We start from the raw sequence: 17,140 nt of genomic DNA, 5'->3' as shown, positions 1-17,140 counted from the left end.
TATTGACTGGGATGCACGCCGGTAGCAAACTCGCGCGCATCGCCCCCTCCAGCTCTAGCGGACTCTCCGAGCATGCGCCGACTTCTTCCTGAATGGCACCCCCAGTGGGGGGTGCTGCTGACCTGGACCGACGCCCAGACCGATGGGGCCAGGCATCTCGCCAGTGCCGAACACCGTTATCTGGATCTACTCACTGCCCTGCTGGATCATCAGCAGGTGCGTCTGGTATGCCGTGATAGCCGCAGCGAACAACGGATCAAAACCCTTGCCGCCGAACGCGGCCTGGATACCACCCGCCTTGAACTGATCATTGCCGACTACAACGATACCTGGGCCCGGGATTTCGGCCCCATCGCCGTGGAACATAACGACAACGTGGAGCTGCTGGATTACACCTTCACAGGCTGGGGTGGTAAATACGCCGCTGACAGGGACAATACCCTGAATCGCCGTCTGCCCTGGCAGCTTCCACTGCACAGCCTGTCGCTGATTCTGGAAGGCGGCGCCATAGACACCGATGGCCAGGGCAACCTGCTCACCACACGCCATTGCCTGCGCAACCCCAACCGTAACCCGGACCTGAACGAGGCAGAACTCAGCGCCCTGCTCAAGGAACAACTGGGCGTTACCGATATCTGGTGGCTGAATCACGGTGAGCTGGAAGGCGACGACACCGACGCCCACGTGGATACCCTGGCACGCTTCGTAGACGCCCGCACCATCGCCTATGTGCAATGCCGGGACCAGGACGACAGTCACTATGCCGGCCTGGCTGCCATGGAGCAGGAGCTGCAGACACTGGCACGGCAGCACAATCTGACCCTGGTGCCCCTGCCCCTGCCCACCCCGCAATTCAACCGGGAAGGCGAGCGGTTACCGGCTACCTATGCCAACTTTCTTATTACCAATGAGAAAATCCTGCTGCCAATTTATGGCTGCGATACGGATCAGCATGCCATTGATGCCTTGCAGAGCGTATCCGGTGACCGCCAGGTGACTCCGGTAAATTGTCGGGTATTGATCGAACAACATGGCAGCCTGCATTGTGTCACCATGCAACTGCCCCGTGGCGCGATCTGAAAAGGTTTTTAGGAGATTCTCATGCGCGTGGCCGTTATCCAGCAGAAAAACCACAGTGATCTGCAAGCCAACCTGGATCACTCCCTGGCATTGGTTCGCGAAGCCGCTGACAAGGGAGCCGAGTTGGTACTTCTGCAGGAACTGCACCGCAGCCTGTATTTCTGCCAGACCGAAGATCCCGCGGTATTTGATCTGGCAGAAACCATCCCCGGACCCAGCACCGATACGTTGAGTGCGCTGGCCAAAGAACTGGGCATTGTCATCGTTGGCAGCCTGTTCGAAAAACGAGCCACCGGCCTCTATCACAACACCGCCGTAGTGCTGGAAAAAGATGGCAGTCTGGCCGGTATCTATCGAAAGATGCACATCCCCGATGATCCGGGCTTCTATGAGAAGTTTTACTTCACCCCCGGCGATGCATACTTCAATGATGGCCGTAGCGGCTTCAGCCCCATTGAAACCAGTGTCGGCAGGTTGGGCCTGCTGGTCTGCTGGGACCAATGGTACCCGGAAGCAGCACGCCTGATGGCCCTGGCCGGCGCCGATCTGCTGCTCTACCCCACCGCCATCGGTTGGGACCCCAGTGACGACGACGGGGAGAAACAGCGCAAACTCAACGCCTGGATCACCGTCCAGCGCGCCCACGGCATCGCCAATGGGTTGCCGGTGCTGGTGGCCAACCGCACCGGCTTCGAACAAAACCCGCAGAATGACGGCGGCATTCAGTTCTGGGGCAACAGCTTTGTCTGCGGTCCCCAGGGCGAATACCTGGCACAGGCCGACAGTGATAACGAGCAGGTATTGCTTGCCGATATAGACATGCAACGCAGCGAATCCGTGCGCCGCATGTGGCCCTACCTGCGCGACCGGCGGGTAGATGCCTATGGCGACCTGACCAAGCGTTACCGGGATTGACCCGTTCGACAAAATTACACAAAGCCCCTTGAGGGCAATCTTGTCGGAAAGTACTTTGCCCGTTTTTCCGCTATTTCATATGGAGCCCAAAATGACACGCCTATCCGTTCTCTTTACTGCAGCCTTGCTCGCTAGCTGCGCGGCCCCTTCTGCCATGGTGGTTAGCGATGGCAATCAGTCCGAAGGCACCGTGGTCATGTCCTATGACTACAGCCTGATGCAAAGCCCGAAGGTGGATTGGCAACAAGGCCTGCAGAAAGCCAGCGCACAGTGCCAGAGCTGGGGTTACAACGGCGCCCTGCCTTCTGACAAACCCAGCAAATCCTGCAAGACGGAAACCCAGGATGGTGATTGCATCGCCTGGACTCTGAGCACGACCTTCCAGTGCACGGCCAAGGCCCAGCAGTCCCAGCAATAAGCCTTGCCCTAGGCGCCCGCCCGCTCATTGGTGCGAGGAAACCCGGATGTAGGCATCCTGATCCTGCGCATAATGCGACACCAGAAACGGCGGGCGTCGCACGTTGTAAAGATTCTCGTCGGTCACTTCCATATACTCGCGACGCTCCCGCTCAAAGGAACGAAAGCTCTTTTTGTAGTTCAGGTAATAATCCTGAATCTCTCGCCCCCGCTTGGAAGCGTACATGGAATCCAGCGCCTCCATGGCAGACACCGGGTGAATACCGATAGCGGTATTGAAGGCATCCAGGGCCCGATAAATATCCCGGTCACGGTTAATATAGATCAGTGAATTGGCATACTCGTAATGGACGATTGCCAGATCATCTTCCTCGGCAAGCGACGCTGCAAAGCCCTCCTCAACACGACTCAGGCGCGCCCCGAACGTCAGCCTCCCCAGCAGCTTTCCCACAAAACGAATGATGTTGGCATCCATGGCCGCCTGCATAGCCAGCGCCACCGGATGTTGCGGATCAATGGCCAGGGTGTCATCAATCGCATAGGCAACCTTGAACATGTAGTTATTCATCACCGCCTCCAAGGGCGTCGACTCCTCGGCAATACGGGCAATGGCGAAGGCATAACCCAACCGCAGCATCATGTAATCTTCCTGAAACTCCGGCTCGTCCTTCATGGCCTTAAGCACATCTACGTAATCAGTAATCTGGTTGGCCACATCTTCCAGAAGTTCGATTTTTTCTTCCCGAGTGTCACTCAGGTAGACCGCATAAATGCATTGGGACAGGTATGCCGGCAATTTCCCAAAGGCACCCAGCTTGGCGCCATGGTCTTTGGCAGCACGGAAATCACCGCGAAAAAACAGCCGCCAGGTATGCAGAATCTCTGCCGACAATCTCTCATAGTCATCGTTAAAACCCGGCCCCAACTCGGCTTTCAGTGTCGGGAACCTCTCCAGCCGGGCACGCAGATACTCCGCTGACGGGTACGGCACACGGATGGCTCGGGTCAGTTCCGGCCAACGCTGATCCAGCAAGTCCGGTGGGTAATCAAAAAACCGGGTCCGAAAAGGTACCGGGTTCCAGCTACCCTCGACGATAGTCTGATCCACCCACACCCTTTCCAACTGCCAGCCTTCAGCCCCATCTGTGGCCACCGCATTGCGGCTCTTCTCCGCCATGGCGCGAAGCTCCTGGCGGCTCATATCATCGTAATCCTGCGCCGCCTGGACAGTACTGGTAACAACCAGTGCCATGGCATACAGCCAGTAAAACCATTGGTTACGCTGCATCGCTTTTATCCGTTGTTGTTATTAATGATGACTACCCGGTCACAAAATAACCCTCCCAGCACAAAACACATAAACCGGGAATGCCAGAGAATGATAAAAACGCTCAGGAATAAACAGGACAAAAGGGTGTGTTTACCCGCCGCACCCCAGGGAATAAAAACCGTGGCCAGAGGCAATGCAGGGAAAGAGAATTATATTGTCAGCGACGCTTTTACAAAAATGTGTCTTCAAGGAAGACGTCAGGCAGACCTTCATATTGAAATTAATGCACTTCGCAAGGAAATAGATGGCACATTTCCCCGTGGTTTTACTAAAAGTAAGTTTTAGAAAATATCAGCCGCCCGAGTCGACATTATCGCAGCATCTACCTGCCCCATCCTGTCCATCAGGAACTCCACAAACACCCGGGTTTTCGCCGGCAAATACTTTCTTTCCGGATACACCACATAAAAATCCAGGTCCGGCGGGCGATACTCCGGCAACACTTCCACCAGCCTTCCTTCATCAATGAAACTCTGAATGTCCCAGGCACTTTTCAGGGCAATGCCCATACCATCCAGTGCCCACTGACGCAGCACTTCGCTGTGATCGGTATGCAAGCGGCCGCGTACCTTGATGCCATGGCGGTTGCCCTCGTCATCCACCAGTGGCCAGTAGTCCTTGAAGGAGGCGTGGCAATCAAGAATCAAACAGTCATGTTCACGCAAGTCCTCCGGTCTTTTCAGCGGCGGATGCGTAGCCAGATACTGTGGCGATGCCACTAGATAACAACGATTATCCATCAGCTTTCTGGCAACCAGCGACGAGTCCTCCGGCTGGCCGATGGCAATGGCCACATCCAGGCCTTCAGTCACGAAATCATAGGGTCTGTCGCCGAGAAACAGCTGTACCGGCACCTCCGGAAAACGGGCGATAAACTCTTTCACCAGCAACGCAATCCGGTGACGCCCCAACCCCATGGTCGACCACACGCGCAGGGTGCCGTGGGGGCCCTTGGCAAGTTGCGACACCGACTCGGCGGTCTCTTCCAGATCGCCCATTAACGTGTCCAGTCGCTCGAATAACGCACGCCCTTCGTCAGTGACTTTCAGGGCCCGGGAATTACGGTTGACCAACCGCACTCCCAGCTCTTTTTCCAGATGGCGTAACCGCTGACTGATGGTCGCCGGAGACATACCCAGCACCCTCGCCGCATCGGTCATTTTCCCCGCTTTGACCAGCTGCACGAAAACGCTGAATTCCTTTATCAGCTTCACCGTCATTTTTATTTCCTAAAAGTAGTTTTTGTTTTTTTGGGTTTTTCAGCGGGCCCGTTGAGACCTAGTCTGAATCTCTTTCACGCACCTATACATAAACCCAATAAAACCCACAAACAACCACTAACTAAAAACACACCATAAAAAAACAGGGAACAGTGATATGAAAATGCCATCTTTTCTTAAAACAGGCGCGACGGTGTCAGTCATGCTTGCCAGCATGCAACCGGTCAGCGCCAATATGGGCAATATCGGCACCAACTACGGTGTACTACCCGGCGATGTCGCCAGCGCCCAGGCCCTTTCTCTCTTCAACAGCAGTGTGTCTGCCACTTACTACAACCCGGCCTATCTGGCCCACGATGAACGGGGGGAGCTGACACTGGGCCTGATGCACGCCGAGCACGACCTGCGTGCAGAAAGCCAGGGCGGAGCCGCGCCGTTGGGCCGTAGCAGTGACGTGATCCAGGACACCCCCTCCCAGCATGCCCTGATCGGCATGAAGACCAATCTCAGCTCGCTGACCAAGAGCGATCACCCGATTTATTTCGGCTTCATGGCCGGCGTGGAGAAATACGGCGAGGAAATGCTGGCCTTCAACTCGCGCACCTCCAACGAGGCCCAGTACCTGACCTACGGCCGCCAGCCGCTGTTTCTCAACCTGGGCGGCGCCACCGAGATCCTGCGCGGCATTGATGCAGGCTTTTCCGCCCGGGTTACCCTGCACGCGGATGCGCAACTGGACACCTATACGGACCTGCAGGGCAATACCAGCCTGGAAAGCCTTAATGTGAGCGCCAAGCCCTCCATCCGCCCGATCTTCGGCCTCAACGTCAACTGGGCGGAAACCTTCTGTGGCGGCGGCGATTGCGCCTTTGACGGCATCGAAACCGCCCTCTCCTTCCGTGGCCACTCCAATACCGAAACCAAGGTGGAAGCCACCACCATCATTCCCGGCACCATCCCCAGCCCGGGCCTGAACCTGGCCATCGCCACCCTGGATGCCTACCAGCCGGATATCACCGCGCTGGGCATGCAATACCGCCAGGAACGCTGGCGTGTGGGCCTAACCCTGGAATACCAGACCTGGTCGGATCTGAGCGACGAGTTCGAGAGTGACACCATCAAGGACCAGGCCAACCTGAACTTCCAGGACATCCTGGTGCCCCGCCTGGGCGGCGAGTTCCGCGTCAACGACATGCTGACTCTCACCGGCGGTATCGCCTTCGAGGAGTCTCCGCTGGAAGGCAAGCGCAGCCTGGATGTGAACTACCTGGATGCGGACCGCACCCTGATCGGCATCGGCGGCACCCTGGAACTGCGCGATCCGCCCATTCTCGCCTACCCGCTCACCCTGTCCTTCGGCTACCAGTACCAGATGATTGACGAGCGGGATTTCGAGCTCACCTCCACCGACCCCATGGTGCCGGTGAATCCCTATGAGACCGTCACCACCGAAGGGGACGTGAGCGTCTTCTCCGGTTCCATGACCATGAAATTTTAATCGGAGGCCATAATGAAAAAGACAATAGCAACCCTCACCTCCGCCCTGCTGCTGGCCGCCTGTGGCGGTGACGATGCAGCCACCACGGACACCGACAACTGGAACGCCGGCAGCCAGTCGCTGGTGTACAGCTACCCGGACCGCAACCAGACCGAAATTGCCACCGCCACCCCGGTGCTACTGCGCTTTACCAGCCCGGTCGTCGACAGCGCGCCGCTGGACCACATCAGCCTGCACCGTGGCGGCAGTAATGGCCCCACCGTGGGCCTCAGCTTTGAGGAAGTGGACAACGGACGCGGGCTGGCACTAACGCCGGACGAAACCCTGCTGCCGCTGTCGCGTTACACCCTGGTGCTCGACGAGATGGAACTGGCCGACGGCATCGCCGGCAGTCGCACCATCGCCTTCACCACCCGGGCCCTGGAAGAAGGCCCCCGCAGCCAGGTGCTGGCCGATGCGGACTTTACACTCAGCCGACTGATTCCGGACGGCCAGAGCCTGCCGGTGATGGATTTCTCCACCTTCCGGCTGCAATTCACCCAACCGCTGGACAAAGCCACCGTGCAGTACGGTGACAGCAACGGCGACACCCTGGCCCTGACCGGCCCCGGTGGCGACCTGGTCAGCGCACGGGTACTGGTGGATGGCCCCTACCTGACCCTGGACCCGCAGGACGATCTGCAACCCGGGCAGACCTACACCCTGACCCTGGGCAATGGCCTGCTCAGTACCGCCGGCAACCCGTTCAGCGCCGGCAGTTTCGCCCTGACGCCCAAAGACTCCACCCCCCGGGAAGTCATGGTTCAGCAGGTCAGTGATTCCGCCAACCGGGCGATCCCCTCCCCGCTCACCGGCGAGCCCATCAACGAAGTGCCGGTCAACGCCACCCTGCTGGGCCAAGACAACGCCACCCAGCAAGGCGGCGATGTGCGAGCGATCCTGGCCTTCGTGCCCAATTACCCGGAGGTCACCCCCTTCACCGTGCCCCGTGACACCCTGCTCAGCGGCAGCAATATCGACGTGAATATTGGCGGTGAGGTACCGGCCGGCTTCAGCACCGGCGCCGTCAACGTACACTTCCTGTCCGATGCCAGCGGCTACCTGATGCCCAACAGCTATACCCAGCGCGCCGATGCGCCGCGCCAAGTACGTCTGTTCATGGATGTGGCCATGTCCACGGAAGACCCCACCGCCAACGGCGGCGTCACCCAGGACATCCTGCATATCGAACTGGTGGGCACCGCCTTGGTGGTCGACGGCATCATGACCATTGATGCGGTCAGCGTGGTGGAGCCGAATATCCTCGGCCAGGAACTGGGTTACGGCACCCTGAGTTTCCACATGGAAGCGTATCGGGATCAGCTCAACCCGCCGCAGCAGGTGGCTGACATGACTCCGCCAACGTTGCAAAGCTGGATGCCCGGTGATAACGGCGCCCTGCAGAAACCGGGTGACCCTGTGGTATTAAACTTCAGCGAACCGCTGGACGGCACCAGCCTGAACGGCAATGTCACCCTACTCGAAAATGGCAGCGAAATTACCAGCCAGTGGCATCAGGATGGTGCTGCCCTGGTCATCAAGCCCCAGGTTCCCCTGCAACGGGATGACGATGTGGCCTCTTACAGCTATGAGGTGCAATTGGGTAACGGCATTACGGATCTGGCCGGCAATCCACTGGTCGCGCCGGTACTGACACCCTTCAAGCTGACACAGGTAGTTGAAGAACGAACCAATCCGTTCACCAATAACTCGGAACCGGTACAGCAACGCTCGCCATTGGTTCTCGCTACATTCCCCGGCTTTCCCTGTGCTCTGGATCCCGCCACCCGCGACCTTGCCAATGATGATGCCGGGCGCTGCCTGGGTGGATTCCCGGGTATCGATACTGGTAGCACATACGATATAAAACCGGAAGACGACCATATCCCGATTTCTCAACTGCCCGCCAACCGTCCGATTGTTGTTGAGTTCTCCCGCCCCCTTGATCCGCAATCCATCAGCCTGGGAGGGAGTTTTCTGGTCGAAGAAATTGACGAGACGGGAACGGTTATCGATAACGTGGATGGCAACCTGCAACTGGACGGTCAGCGACTGAGCTTCTGGCCTGCCCAGCCCTGGCAGCCCGGTGCACTTTACCAATACACCCTAGGCTCCAACGGTGACAGCAGCAGTCCAGCGGCACAATGCGATGGCAGTCAGGCCATCTGTGATACTCATGGCATGCCCCTGCAAACCAATGTACTCGGTGGCGTTGAGATCAAGCCGGTTACCGCCCCTCAGCCCGGAGCCCTGTTTCCTTCAGAGAGAGATTTCCAGGTCATCAAAACTGCCGTCATCCGCGACGGTGGTGGTCCCAATCTGACCCAATATTTCCGTGGAGGTAGCAAGACCAAAAATGTACTACAGATGCTGAGCAACCAACCTTCCTACGACAGCAATGCCAACTTCATTCACGAGGTGAATGAAGTGGTATCAGATGGTCCGGACTTCCTTACCATCCCGCTGTACACCGACTACCAATACCCGTTCGAGGAACCTTCAGCCGCTGGCCAGCCTCTGGACCCCAATGCCGATCCGGTGCTGGACCCCAACGGCGTTCTCCCACCTCCCAACAGTGCAAAAATACTGTCACGGCGTATCAACGGAAATACTCCTATGGAGCAGCCTGTACCCGTCATCAATGGCGCCAATGTGGGTTGCGGCTACAGTGAAGCGGTGCCCTATGATCCGCCATTCGACTTCTTTGTGTACGGCATTCCCGAAGAGTGTCCAGAACAGAAATTCACCTATCTGACCGGAGCCCTAGCGGCTGAAGTCACAACAGAGTATGTGGATAACCAGGGGCTTAAAGTCAAAATATGGCCGGGGCAGATCATGAGCACCGGCATAAAAATTCGTCAGCGCCTGATAAATCTCAGTAACCTGGTCAAGGCCTTCAGCGGCGCTCAATTGCTGAGAATGCGCTATGAGAAAGATGGAAACGGAGAGCGGACGCAGCCCATTACTGGCTGGATTCACGAAGTGAATGGCAAGCCTGTCCTATCTGCTACCGTCGATCTCTATATGGAGGGGCTGGAGCTTAAGGAGGCTCTGAACTTTACCGACCCTACCCATAACCTGCTTAGCTATCCGATCACCATGAATCTGTCCGGGGAAGTGAAATTCCTGGAAGACGGACGCATGGTCATTGAGCAGTACAATCTTGACCCAGTCGATCTTGACATCCGGGTACAGATTAACGACGGCTCCTATGTCGGCTCAATCCTGCTAACCATTCCTGCGCAGGGCAACCACCTTCAATACGTTTCAGATCCCATCAAGTAAAAAGGCAAAAAAAGAGGGAGCCAAGGCTCCCTCTTTTGACTGCTTACTGCTTTACCAAACGTTAATGTCATCACCCGGGTGGCTAACATTCTGCAAGGTTCCATTCACTGTACAATTGCCAACCGTGGCATTGAAAGTGAACTCCGACTCATCCAGATAGGAAGCCGCACCATTGCGGAATGTGGCCGGCACTGGCGTGGTGCTGCCACCACAGGGCCCCAGTGGACCTGTCACATCCACATTATTAAATTGCAAAGACACCGGATCCACAAAGTTTGGGGAATCTGTCGGCGCATCACTGTTATCCGCAATTGCTGTCCATGGAGTGCTAAAGCCAAGAACCACGGCACTACAGTAACCACCACCAGAAACATTACCCCCAGTCACCTTAATAATAGCACCGGTATGATTGGGATAGGTCCCAGCCGGGTAGTAATCAACGCTACCATCAAGCTCCAGAGTACAGTTGACGGGGATACCGTACTGGGTCAATGCACTGGCACCACGAAAAGTGGCACTTACTGGAGTAGAGGCGACTGCAGCGCCGGAGTTGTCACGAATTTCTGCGGCCATGACATTAGCACTCAACCCCATTGCTGAGCTTACTGCGACAAAGATCATTGCTTTTTTCAGCTTCATTGTATTCTCCATTTGTTCCTTTATTAAGAATATTGATGGCCATAGCCATCAATCTTTGCCGATACTGTCGGGGGCTCCCCCCACTCGACGTCATCACCGTAATAAGGGAAAAATAAAATCGATACAGAAAAAAACCAAAAGCTATCTTGCCAAAAAATAAATCTTGTCTAGATCAATTATTAATTATAAAAATAAGCACTTTGGAGGGAAACAAAAAATAAATGGTTTTATCAAAAGCTGTATTTATCTTTTAGCCATAGATCAATTACGGCAAAGCCAGCTTTTGATTTTTAACCAAAGAAAGGTAAGAGGGAGTGGAGTAGGATAAATGCACTTGCAGGCCATCGTGTGCACAAAACTAGCCGCACATGTCCATTGTGTGCCTTCGGAAAACGCCTGCAACGCCTTCACCCGCCACCCGGCGGGTGCTTTTTTTTCAGATAGGGCTATGGGCGGGGTGTGATACAACAGCTTCCTGGTATCCCAGGCTGGCCGACACCGCCTGTGTCATTGGAATGACCTGATTGCACAACCGCAAGGAAAGATCCTGGGGATGAATGCCAATACGCAGTGGCTGATCCGTGTGGCTGGCCCTGCGCCAATTGAGATGATTAAAACCGCGCAACAACCACTCCCGTAACGGGGTATCGGCCTCAAAGCCAACCAGCGGTAGCGGATGCATCTTTTGCGCTTGCGCATCGTAAACACCGCTCAGGGTTTCGAACAGCCGAAACGGCATGTCCGCCAGTTGTTGGCGATGAATCGCGCCCATGGCCCAGGCCGGGGGCACGTAAAGCTCGCAGGGTTGCAGCCCCTGATCCAAAAACCATTGGTGACAATTGCGTATCAACGCCTCGATACCGCTGGCCGACAGGGAAAGATGCTCCGCCACCCGCCGCGACAGCAACAGGCTGTGCAGGCGGTGATAGAGACTGATGGGTGGATCGCAGCGATGCAGCCAACCATGGCCGGCCAGCGGGTATCCCTGCTGCTGAAGCTGGTGCAGCCAGTCCAGATCCGTCGTTTGCCACTCCCGCCCCGGCACTACCAGCAGGGTCACCGCCTGCGGAGGCTGAGGCAGCAGTGACAAAATCTGGCTAACCTGCTCGCGGGTTTCCGGCATCACATCGTGGATGGAGACCAGGGCGCGTGGCGCCGTTAGCGGCTCAGAGGGCGCTGCGGGCATAGTTGCTGCTCAAGCGGCGCAGCAGCGCCAGGGTCGGGGAAGGCAGCGAGCGATTGGCAGCGGGTGCCATCTGGGCGCACTGGCCCAGCACCCCGGCCCAGTGCTCGATGGCATCCCGGTTCATGGCCAGTGCCGCCTGCCGGGCCTGTTTCGCCTTCAGCTCGCGCACCACCGGGCTCAGCGACTGCAACCGGTCCAGGGTCTGGTTCAGGCTTTCCTGTGGCTCCATGATCCACAGTCCCGCCGCCAGCGCCGGCCATTCATTGATGCCACAGGCCGGTGTGGTAATGACCAGCCGTTCCCGGGCCATGGCTTCCAGCGCCACGGTACCGAAGGCTTCCACCGAAGATGGCAGCACCAGTACCTGGCAGCGATCGAGAATCTCCACCACCTGTTGGCGGCTACACCAGCCGTGAAAAGTGAGATTGTCGGATTGCTTACAGGCCTGTTCCACCTTGCCCCGCAGTGGTCCGTCGCCAGCCACTTCGAACTGCAGATCCGGCCGCGCTGCGGCCAGTGCCAGGAAGGATTCGATATTCTTTTCTGCCGCCAGCCGGCCTACGTAACAGACCCGTCTTACGCTGTCATGCAACCGGGTGACCGGTGTGTTCACAAACTCCCGAGCCAGCGGTGTGCCCACCAACTGCGGATTGCGGGCACCGGCGGCGCGGGCCTGGGCGATCATGGATTCACAGATGGTGGCGGCGGTTTCACTGCCCTGGAACAGGGTGCGGTTGACCCAGTTGAGCAGGCCGCCGGCCAGCCTGGCCAGGCGCCGCCCCCAGTACAATTCCACCAGGCGGTTGTAATCGGTCTGGAACGTCACGCAGACCGGGATGCCCCACTTGCGGGCGATCCAGTAACCAATCATGGAAAAAATGCCGGGGCCGGGAATCACGATAACGTGGGGCTTCATTTCCCAGACCAGGGCGCTCAGTTCACGTACCTTGGGAAAGAAGAGTCGCTGGGTGGGGTCGCCGGGGATCGGCATGGATGCTCCCTGACAGGGATGCGGTTCCTCCATGCAGGGCTGCACCAGTTCCACCTGTGCCACATGGTCCTTGAGATGCGAGACCAGATCCTGGAAGTAGGCGCCAACGCCATTCCGACCCTTGATCGCATCCACCACAAACAGTATGCGTAGCTCTTTGGTATCCATGGGCGCCAGTATCAGCGCCTCTCATGTCGATAATGTGACAGCATTGCCGCGCCATGACCGGGAAATTGCGACAAGATGTAACGAACCCCGAATTCGCCGTAGGAGCGTCGCTGGCGGCGCGATTCCGTGATATCTACAACGCCGCTGTAGGAGCGCCGCTTGAGGCGCGAACCAAAACAGTTTCAAGTTGCGAGAAGCAAGTTTCGAAAAGCAAAAATCCATTCGCGGGTTTCGATTTTCGTTGCTCGCTTCTCGTGACTCGCAGCTGATGAGGCAAGCAGATTCGCGCCTCAAGCGGCGCTCCTACAGCGGTTTTTCATCAGTGTTGGGAGGTGGGTATCCGAAACGTTCATAAACCCAGCCGAAGACATGGGCGAGTTCATGGGGGCTTACGCCCAATTCATCCGAATTGTAATGATGACCGCTGCGGTACTGTTGTGCCTTGCGGTCTTGCGTTTCCAGCCGCTGCAAGAAAACCGCTCCAGGCTGCCAGCCAAAGCGCTGATAAAACGCCAGCACGGTTTCTGCCGGCGCCGGGGCTAGTTGCTCCATCACCGACAGGGCCTGACGTTCCGGCGGCAGGCTTTCCAGCACCGCAAGCACATGGCGATAGTAATAATCGAGCATGGCCATAAAGCCCTGGCGCCAGTAATCGGTGGCATCGCGACCATCAAACAGGCGCGCGCCAATCAGGATGGAATTGATCTGGGATGGCACCGCCGCGCTGGGGTTGCGGACACAACCGATAAAACGGGCATCCGGAAAGGCTTCTGCCAGGGTCGCCATCCAGGGCGTAAAGGACGGATTTTTGGAGAGCAGCTGTTTGTGACTGCCATGGAAATAAAGATGCCGCTGCACAAAGCGTCGATAGGCCGCAATCAGCCTCTGCTTTTCCTTGTCGGTACCATCCCGGTCCAGATAGGTGAGACGCCACAGGGTCGGTACCGGCACAGCCAGCACCAGCAGAAAGCAGCCCCATACCGGAATCAATGCCAGGTAATCTTCCTCCGGGTCCAGCAGACCCGTCTTGTGCACGCCATCCAAACCGTCGAGCAGACGCCGCTCGATCCATAACAGCAAGCGCCCCGCCGGCCGGCCAATCCATCCATCAAGGCGAGCAATAGCGGTCCAGAAATAGCGCTGGGTAATCGACGGGGCAAACAGTAGTTCCCACAGGGCCGTGGTGGTAAAGCGTTCGTCCATGGCCAGCAGGCGATGCAGGAAGGTGGTACCGCTGCGGGGCACGCCCACCACAAAAAGCGGCTCACGCACCTGGACGCGACGAAAATCAGGAAACAGTAGATAGTCCATCAGCAGGCCCAGGCCATTGATGACCTGCACCAGCAGAAACAGCGGCCAGAACAACGCCATCACCAGCAGTCGTTGCAACGAAAACCGCCCTGCCCGGCCATCGTAAGCCGGCAACCAGCTCATCACAAAAAGATGCACATAGCGTTTCAACACTGCCAAACCGTTCTCCTGGAAATTCATGCAGCGTGCACGCTACGCCCCGCTCATGTCATAAAAATGACAATTTTGCCTCTTGTCTCCAGGTCATAGCGCTGTCATCTTTCTCGCAAAGAATCCTTATATGACTATCGCAATGACAGCACCCAGCACAGCACCACATCACCCGACCCTGGTTGGTCACCGAGGCGCACGCGGCGAAGCCCCGGAAAATACCCTGGCCAGCTTTCAGGTGGCGCTGGACGCCGGTGTCACAGAGATGGAACTGGATGTCAGGCTATCCGCCGACGGCCATCTGATCGTGCTGCACGATAGTGACGTGACGCGCACCACCGGCATGCGCGGCGATGTGCGCCAGTACACTCGCTCGCAGCTGGGCACCATGGATGCTCGCCGTAATACCCCCGGCTGGCACAGTCCTACGGGGATTCCGTCCCTGCAGGAAGTGGTGGAGCTGTGTGGCCCGGCCATGCGTTTCCAATTCGAGGTAAAAGGCGCGGACCGAGTGGTGCTGCATCAGCTGGCCCATCACCTCACTCACATGATCCATGAGCAGCGCCTGCAATCTCGGGTGGTGGTGACCTCCAGCCATACCGGCTTTCTGCGCATGATCGGCACCATGGCGCCGGATGTGGAACGGGGCTATGTCTGCCAGTACCGTTACCTGCAACCCACTCGCCGGGCCCACGGCCTGGGCTGCAACTGGCTGATGCCCCACTACTCACTGGTGACCCCGGCATTAATGCGTCGGGCCCGTAAACGTGGCCTCAAGGTGTCGGTGTGGACGGTAAATGATCTCACCGAAGCGGACCGGCTGGCCCAACTGCAGGTGGATGGCATCATTACCGACTACCCCACCAGCTTTGTCAGTCACTTTCGGCGCAGCCCCCGTTATTCCTCCTCGGAAACCGCCGCACTGAGCGGCTGATCCGCGAAGAACGCCAGGATTTCTTCCTTGCGCGCCATGGCATCCTTGCGGCCCATCTCGATCAGGCTGCGGGTGAACCCCGGCTCAAACAACAGATAACTCATGGCACTGGCCCCCGGCGACCGCGTGGCGCCGGAACCTCGCAGGAAAAACCGCAGCGCCCGGGGTAATTCCCTGATGTGTTCGGCGGCAATTTCATCAATGGGCCGGGACGGGTAGATCTTCAGCACATCCACCTGTCGCAATTGAATACCGTGCTTGCGGCGGGAGCGTTCACTCATGGCAGACAAGGTACGGTTGACCCTTTCCAGACGCTCCACATCCCCTTCCAGAGTATCTACAAAGACGCTGTTGAGCACATGGCCGAGCACCTGGGCCATGGACGGATAACCGCTTAGCTGACGCTGATGCCCTGCGGTCATATTGCCGGACACCCCGATCACCAGCAGCCGGGACGCACCCAGATGCAGCGCCGGACTCAATGGTGCCAGTTGTCGCAGGGCGCCGTCGCCGTAATAGGCACCATCCACCTTGCTGGCCGGAAACAGGATCGGAATCGCCGCGGACCCCAGAAGATGCTGCACACCGATGTCGGAACGTTTGCCCTTGCGACGGGCCCGCACCCATTCCGGCAACTCACTGTCGCCCTGAAAAAAGCTCACCGACTCACCACTGGCATAACCGGATGCGGTGATCGCCAGCGCGCGTAAATGCCCCTGATCCAGGTTTTCGCGAATTCGACGAAAATTGATCACCAGGGTAAGCAGGCGCTGCAGCGGCATATTGTCCAGCAGTGCACTACGTTCCGGCGTCTTGCCGGTGGTGACGCCGGAAAACAGCCAGCGAACCACGGCTTTAATCAACGCATAGGTATCTGTGCGATAGACCTGTTCGGCGGTAATATTGGCCCAGACCCGCTCCAGCCCACGAATCGCCGTGCGAAAATTACCGGCATTGGCGGCCAGCGATGCCGCGTTGATCGCGCCCGCGGAGGTGCCGCAAATAATCGGAAACGGGTTTGGTTCCCCGCGCGGCAGCAATTCCGCAATCGCTGCCAGCACTCCGACCTGATAGGCGCCACGGGCGCCGCCCCCGGACAATATCAACCCACGAACCGGGTCCTGTTTCTGCATTTCCACCCTCCAAATTTCCACCAGTATGCCGTGACAGACATTCTGTCACCACAGCCGCAATACCACTGGCGATCTGCCGGTTCCCTGCCTTATGCTGGGGCATCTTCTGGAAACCGCTTTATGTACCGCTTTCAGCTACGCCCCGCCACCACCGATGATCTGGACGCGCTCACCGCGCTGGAACAGCGCTGTTTTTCATCAGATCGTCTTTCCCGACGCAGCTTTCGCAAATGGCTCAAACGCCAACACGGCGGTCTGATTGTCGCCATTGATGATGACAATGCCCTGGCAGGGTATGCACTGGTGCTGTTGCAACCGGGTACCCGCCTGGCCCGCCTCTACTCCGTCGCCGTGGACCCGCAACAACGGGGCCGAAATCTGGGGGAAAAGCTCATGGAAGCCGCCGAAAACTACGCATTACAACAGCGCCGGCCCTACCTGCGCCTGGAAGTGCGCAAGGATAATGCTGCCGCTATCGCCCTCTACGAAAAGCGCGGCTACCGTCTTTTTGCCCAGACCCCGGATTACTACGAAGACCACCAGGATGCCCTGCGGTACCAGAAACGGCTCCTCTACCTGCCTGACAATGCTGAACAACTGCATCTGCCTTGGGTACAGCAGACCACACCGTTCACCTGCGGTCCGGCCTGCCTGATGATGGCCCTGGCGGCGCTCAAGCAGCAACCGCCCAGCACTACCGAAGAGCTGTTGCTGTGGCGGGAAGCCACCACCATTTTCATGACCGCCGGTCATGGTGGCTGCCATCCCATGGGGCTGGCCCTGGCCGCTCGTCAACGCGGCCTGGAAGCCCGCGTCTGGTGCAACCAGACCGGCCCGTTGTTTG

At 57.7% G+C, this 17,140-nt stretch carries 15 protein-coding genes; 8 read left to right on the top strand and 7 right to left on the bottom strand.

What is annotated here, in order from left to right:
* The first annotated feature begins 72 nt into the window (after positions 1-72).
* The 3 genes from ACFE0K_RS08410 (at position 73) to yecR (ending at position 2,413) form a co-directional block, all read left to right on the top strand.
* Positions 73-1,080 (top strand): agmatine deiminase family protein, encoded by a 1,008-nt coding sequence (locus tag ACFE0K_RS08410; RefSeq protein WP_434535641.1) that lies wholly within the window; start codon positions 73-75, stop codon positions 1,078-1,080.
* A gap of 21 nt (positions 1,081-1,101) precedes the next feature.
* Positions 1,102-1,995: a carbon-nitrogen hydrolase gene (locus tag ACFE0K_RS08405; RefSeq protein WP_434535640.1), complete on the top strand. Its 894-nt coding sequence runs from the start codon at positions 1,102-1,104 to the stop codon at positions 1,993-1,995.
* A gap of 91 nt (positions 1,996-2,086) precedes the next feature.
* Positions 2,087-2,413, top strand: a complete 327-nt coding sequence (gene yecR / locus ACFE0K_RS08400; RefSeq protein WP_434535639.1) for a YecR family lipoprotein — start codon at positions 2,087-2,089, stop codon at positions 2,411-2,413.
* Between the two features lie 24 nt (positions 2,414-2,437).
* Here the strand turns inward: yecR and ACFE0K_RS08395 are convergent, their stop codons facing one another.
* A complete protein-coding gene (locus ACFE0K_RS08395) occupies positions 2,438-3,700 on the bottom strand; it encodes a hypothetical protein (RefSeq protein WP_434535638.1) in 1,263 nt (420 codons plus the stop codon).
* 90 nt (positions 3,701-3,790) lie between these two features.
* Between ACFE0K_RS08395 and ACFE0K_RS08390 the strand changes: the two genes are divergently transcribed.
* The gene (locus ACFE0K_RS08390; protein ID WP_434535637.1) at positions 3,791-4,027 is read left to right on the top strand and encodes a hypothetical protein; all 237 of its coding nucleotides are present in this window, start codon (positions 3,791-3,793) and stop codon (positions 4,025-4,027) included.
* On the opposite strand, the gene ACFE0K_RS08385 is transcribed toward ACFE0K_RS08390, so the two are convergent.
* Positions 4,024-4,962 carry a LysR family transcriptional regulator gene (locus tag ACFE0K_RS08385; protein WP_434535636.1) on the bottom strand — a complete coding sequence of 313 codons (939 nt, stop codon included), beginning with the start codon at positions 4,960-4,962 and terminating at the stop codon, positions 4,024-4,026. The two genes, ACFE0K_RS08390 and ACFE0K_RS08385, sit on opposite strands and share 4 nt — an antisense overlap.
* 202 nt (positions 4,963-5,164) lie before the next feature.
* Here ACFE0K_RS08385 and ACFE0K_RS08380 point away from each other — a divergent pair, with 202 nt between their 5' ends.
* Together ACFE0K_RS08380 and ACFE0K_RS08375 are read left to right on the top strand one after the other, a co-directional pair.
* The gene (locus ACFE0K_RS08380; RefSeq protein ID WP_434535635.1) at positions 5,165-6,460 is read left to right on the top strand and encodes an OmpP1/FadL family transporter; all 1,296 of its coding nucleotides are present in this window, start codon (positions 5,165-5,167) and stop codon (positions 6,458-6,460) included.
* Positions 6,461-6,472: 12 nt separating this feature from the next.
* The gene (locus tag ACFE0K_RS08375; RefSeq protein ID WP_434535634.1) at positions 6,473-9,784 is read left to right on the top strand and encodes an Ig-like domain-containing protein; all 3,312 of its coding nucleotides are present in this window, start codon (positions 6,473-6,475) and stop codon (positions 9,782-9,784) included.
* A 51-nt stretch (positions 9,785-9,835) separates the two neighbouring features.
* On the opposite strand, the gene ACFE0K_RS08370 is transcribed toward ACFE0K_RS08375, so the two are convergent.
* From ACFE0K_RS08370 to ACFE0K_RS08355, 4 genes are all read right to left on the bottom strand, one after another.
* The gene (locus ACFE0K_RS08370; RefSeq protein ID WP_434535633.1) at positions 9,836-10,423 is read right to left on the bottom strand and encodes a hypothetical protein; all 588 of its coding nucleotides are present in this window, start codon (positions 10,421-10,423) and stop codon (positions 9,836-9,838) included.
* 436 nt (positions 10,424-10,859) lie between these two features.
* Positions 10,860-11,609: a DUF2334 domain-containing protein gene (locus ACFE0K_RS08365; protein ID WP_434535632.1), complete on the bottom strand. Its 750-nt coding sequence runs from the start codon at positions 11,607-11,609 to the stop codon at positions 10,860-10,862.
* Positions 11,590-12,768, bottom strand: a complete 1,179-nt coding sequence (locus tag ACFE0K_RS08360; protein WP_434535631.1) for a glycosyltransferase — start codon at positions 12,766-12,768, stop codon at positions 11,590-11,592. Before ACFE0K_RS08360 ends, ACFE0K_RS08365 begins: the two co-directional genes overlap by 20 nt.
* 303 nt (positions 12,769-13,071) lie before the next feature.
* Positions 13,072-14,232, bottom strand: coding sequence for a sulfotransferase (locus ACFE0K_RS08355; protein WP_434535642.1), 1,161 nt, complete (start codon positions 14,230-14,232; stop codon positions 13,072-13,074).
* Positions 14,233-14,359: 127 nt separating this feature from the next.
* Here ACFE0K_RS08355 and ACFE0K_RS08350 point away from each other — a divergent pair, with 127 nt between their 5' ends.
* Positions 14,360-15,163, top strand: a complete 804-nt coding sequence (locus ACFE0K_RS08350) for a glycerophosphodiester phosphodiesterase (protein ID WP_434535630.1) — start codon at positions 14,360-14,362, stop codon at positions 15,161-15,163.
* Here ACFE0K_RS08350 and ACFE0K_RS08345 read toward each other — a convergent pair.
* Positions 15,127-16,296, bottom strand: a complete 1,170-nt coding sequence (locus ACFE0K_RS08345) for a patatin-like phospholipase family protein (protein WP_434535629.1) — start codon at positions 16,294-16,296, stop codon at positions 15,127-15,129. The two genes, ACFE0K_RS08350 and ACFE0K_RS08345, sit on opposite strands and share 37 nt — an antisense overlap.
* 30 nt (positions 16,297-16,326) lie before the next feature.
* On the opposite strand from ACFE0K_RS08345, the gene ACFE0K_RS08340 reads away from it, so the two are divergent.
* The coding region (locus ACFE0K_RS08340; RefSeq protein ID WP_434535628.1) for a peptidase C39 family protein at positions 16,327-17,140 on the top strand (814 nt) is incomplete at its 3' end.

The organism is Alcanivorax sp. (assembly GCF_051117345.1).
GTDB lineage: Bacteria > Pseudomonadota > Gammaproteobacteria > Pseudomonadales > Alcanivoracaceae > Alcanivorax.
Note: the sequence above shows the minus strand (reverse complement) of the source record. Positions and strands in the feature narration are given on the sequence as shown.

Excerpts from the sequence above, each read along its gene's own strand:
- ACFE0K_RS08370 (WP_434535633.1), bottom strand. The coding sequence starts at position 10,423 with ATGAAGCTGAAAAAAGCAATGATCTTTGTCGCAGTAAGCTCAGCAATG.
- ACFE0K_RS08385 (WP_434535636.1), bottom strand. The coding sequence starts at position 4,962 with ATGACGGTGAAGCTGATAAAGGAATTCAGCGTTTTCGTGCAGCTGGTC.
- ACFE0K_RS08395 (WP_434535638.1), bottom strand. The coding sequence starts at position 3,700 with ATGCAGCGTAACCAATGGTTTTACTGGCTGTATGCCATGGCACTGGTT.
- ACFE0K_RS08375 (WP_434535634.1), top strand. The coding sequence starts at position 6,473 with ATGAAAAAGACAATAGCAACCCTCACCTCCGCCCTGCTGCTGGCCGCC.
- ACFE0K_RS08345 (WP_434535629.1), bottom strand. The coding sequence starts at position 16,296 with ATGCAGAAACAGGACCCGGTTCGTGGGTTGATATTGTCCGGGGGCGGC.
- ACFE0K_RS08380 (WP_434535635.1), top strand. The coding sequence starts at position 5,165 with ATGCTTGCCAGCATGCAACCGGTCAGCGCCAATATGGGCAATATCGGC.
- ACFE0K_RS08350 (WP_434535630.1), top strand. The coding sequence starts at position 14,360 with ATGACTATCGCAATGACAGCACCCAGCACAGCACCACATCACCCGACC.
- ACFE0K_RS08390 (WP_434535637.1), top strand. The coding sequence starts at position 3,791 with ATGATAAAAACGCTCAGGAATAAACAGGACAAAAGGGTGTGTTTACCC.
- ACFE0K_RS08410 (WP_434535641.1), top strand. The coding sequence starts at position 73 with ATGCGCCGACTTCTTCCTGAATGGCACCCCCAGTGGGGGGTGCTGCTG.
- yecR (WP_434535639.1), top strand. The coding sequence starts at position 2,087 with ATGACACGCCTATCCGTTCTCTTTACTGCAGCCTTGCTCGCTAGCTGC.
- ACFE0K_RS08405 (WP_434535640.1), top strand. The coding sequence starts at position 1,102 with ATGCGCGTGGCCGTTATCCAGCAGAAAAACCACAGTGATCTGCAAGCC.
- ACFE0K_RS08365 (WP_434535632.1), bottom strand. The coding sequence starts at position 11,609 with ATGCCCGCAGCGCCCTCTGAGCCGCTAACGGCGCCACGCGCCCTGGTC.
- ACFE0K_RS08360 (WP_434535631.1), bottom strand. The coding sequence starts at position 12,768 with ATGGATACCAAAGAGCTACGCATACTGTTTGTGGTGGATGCGATCAAG.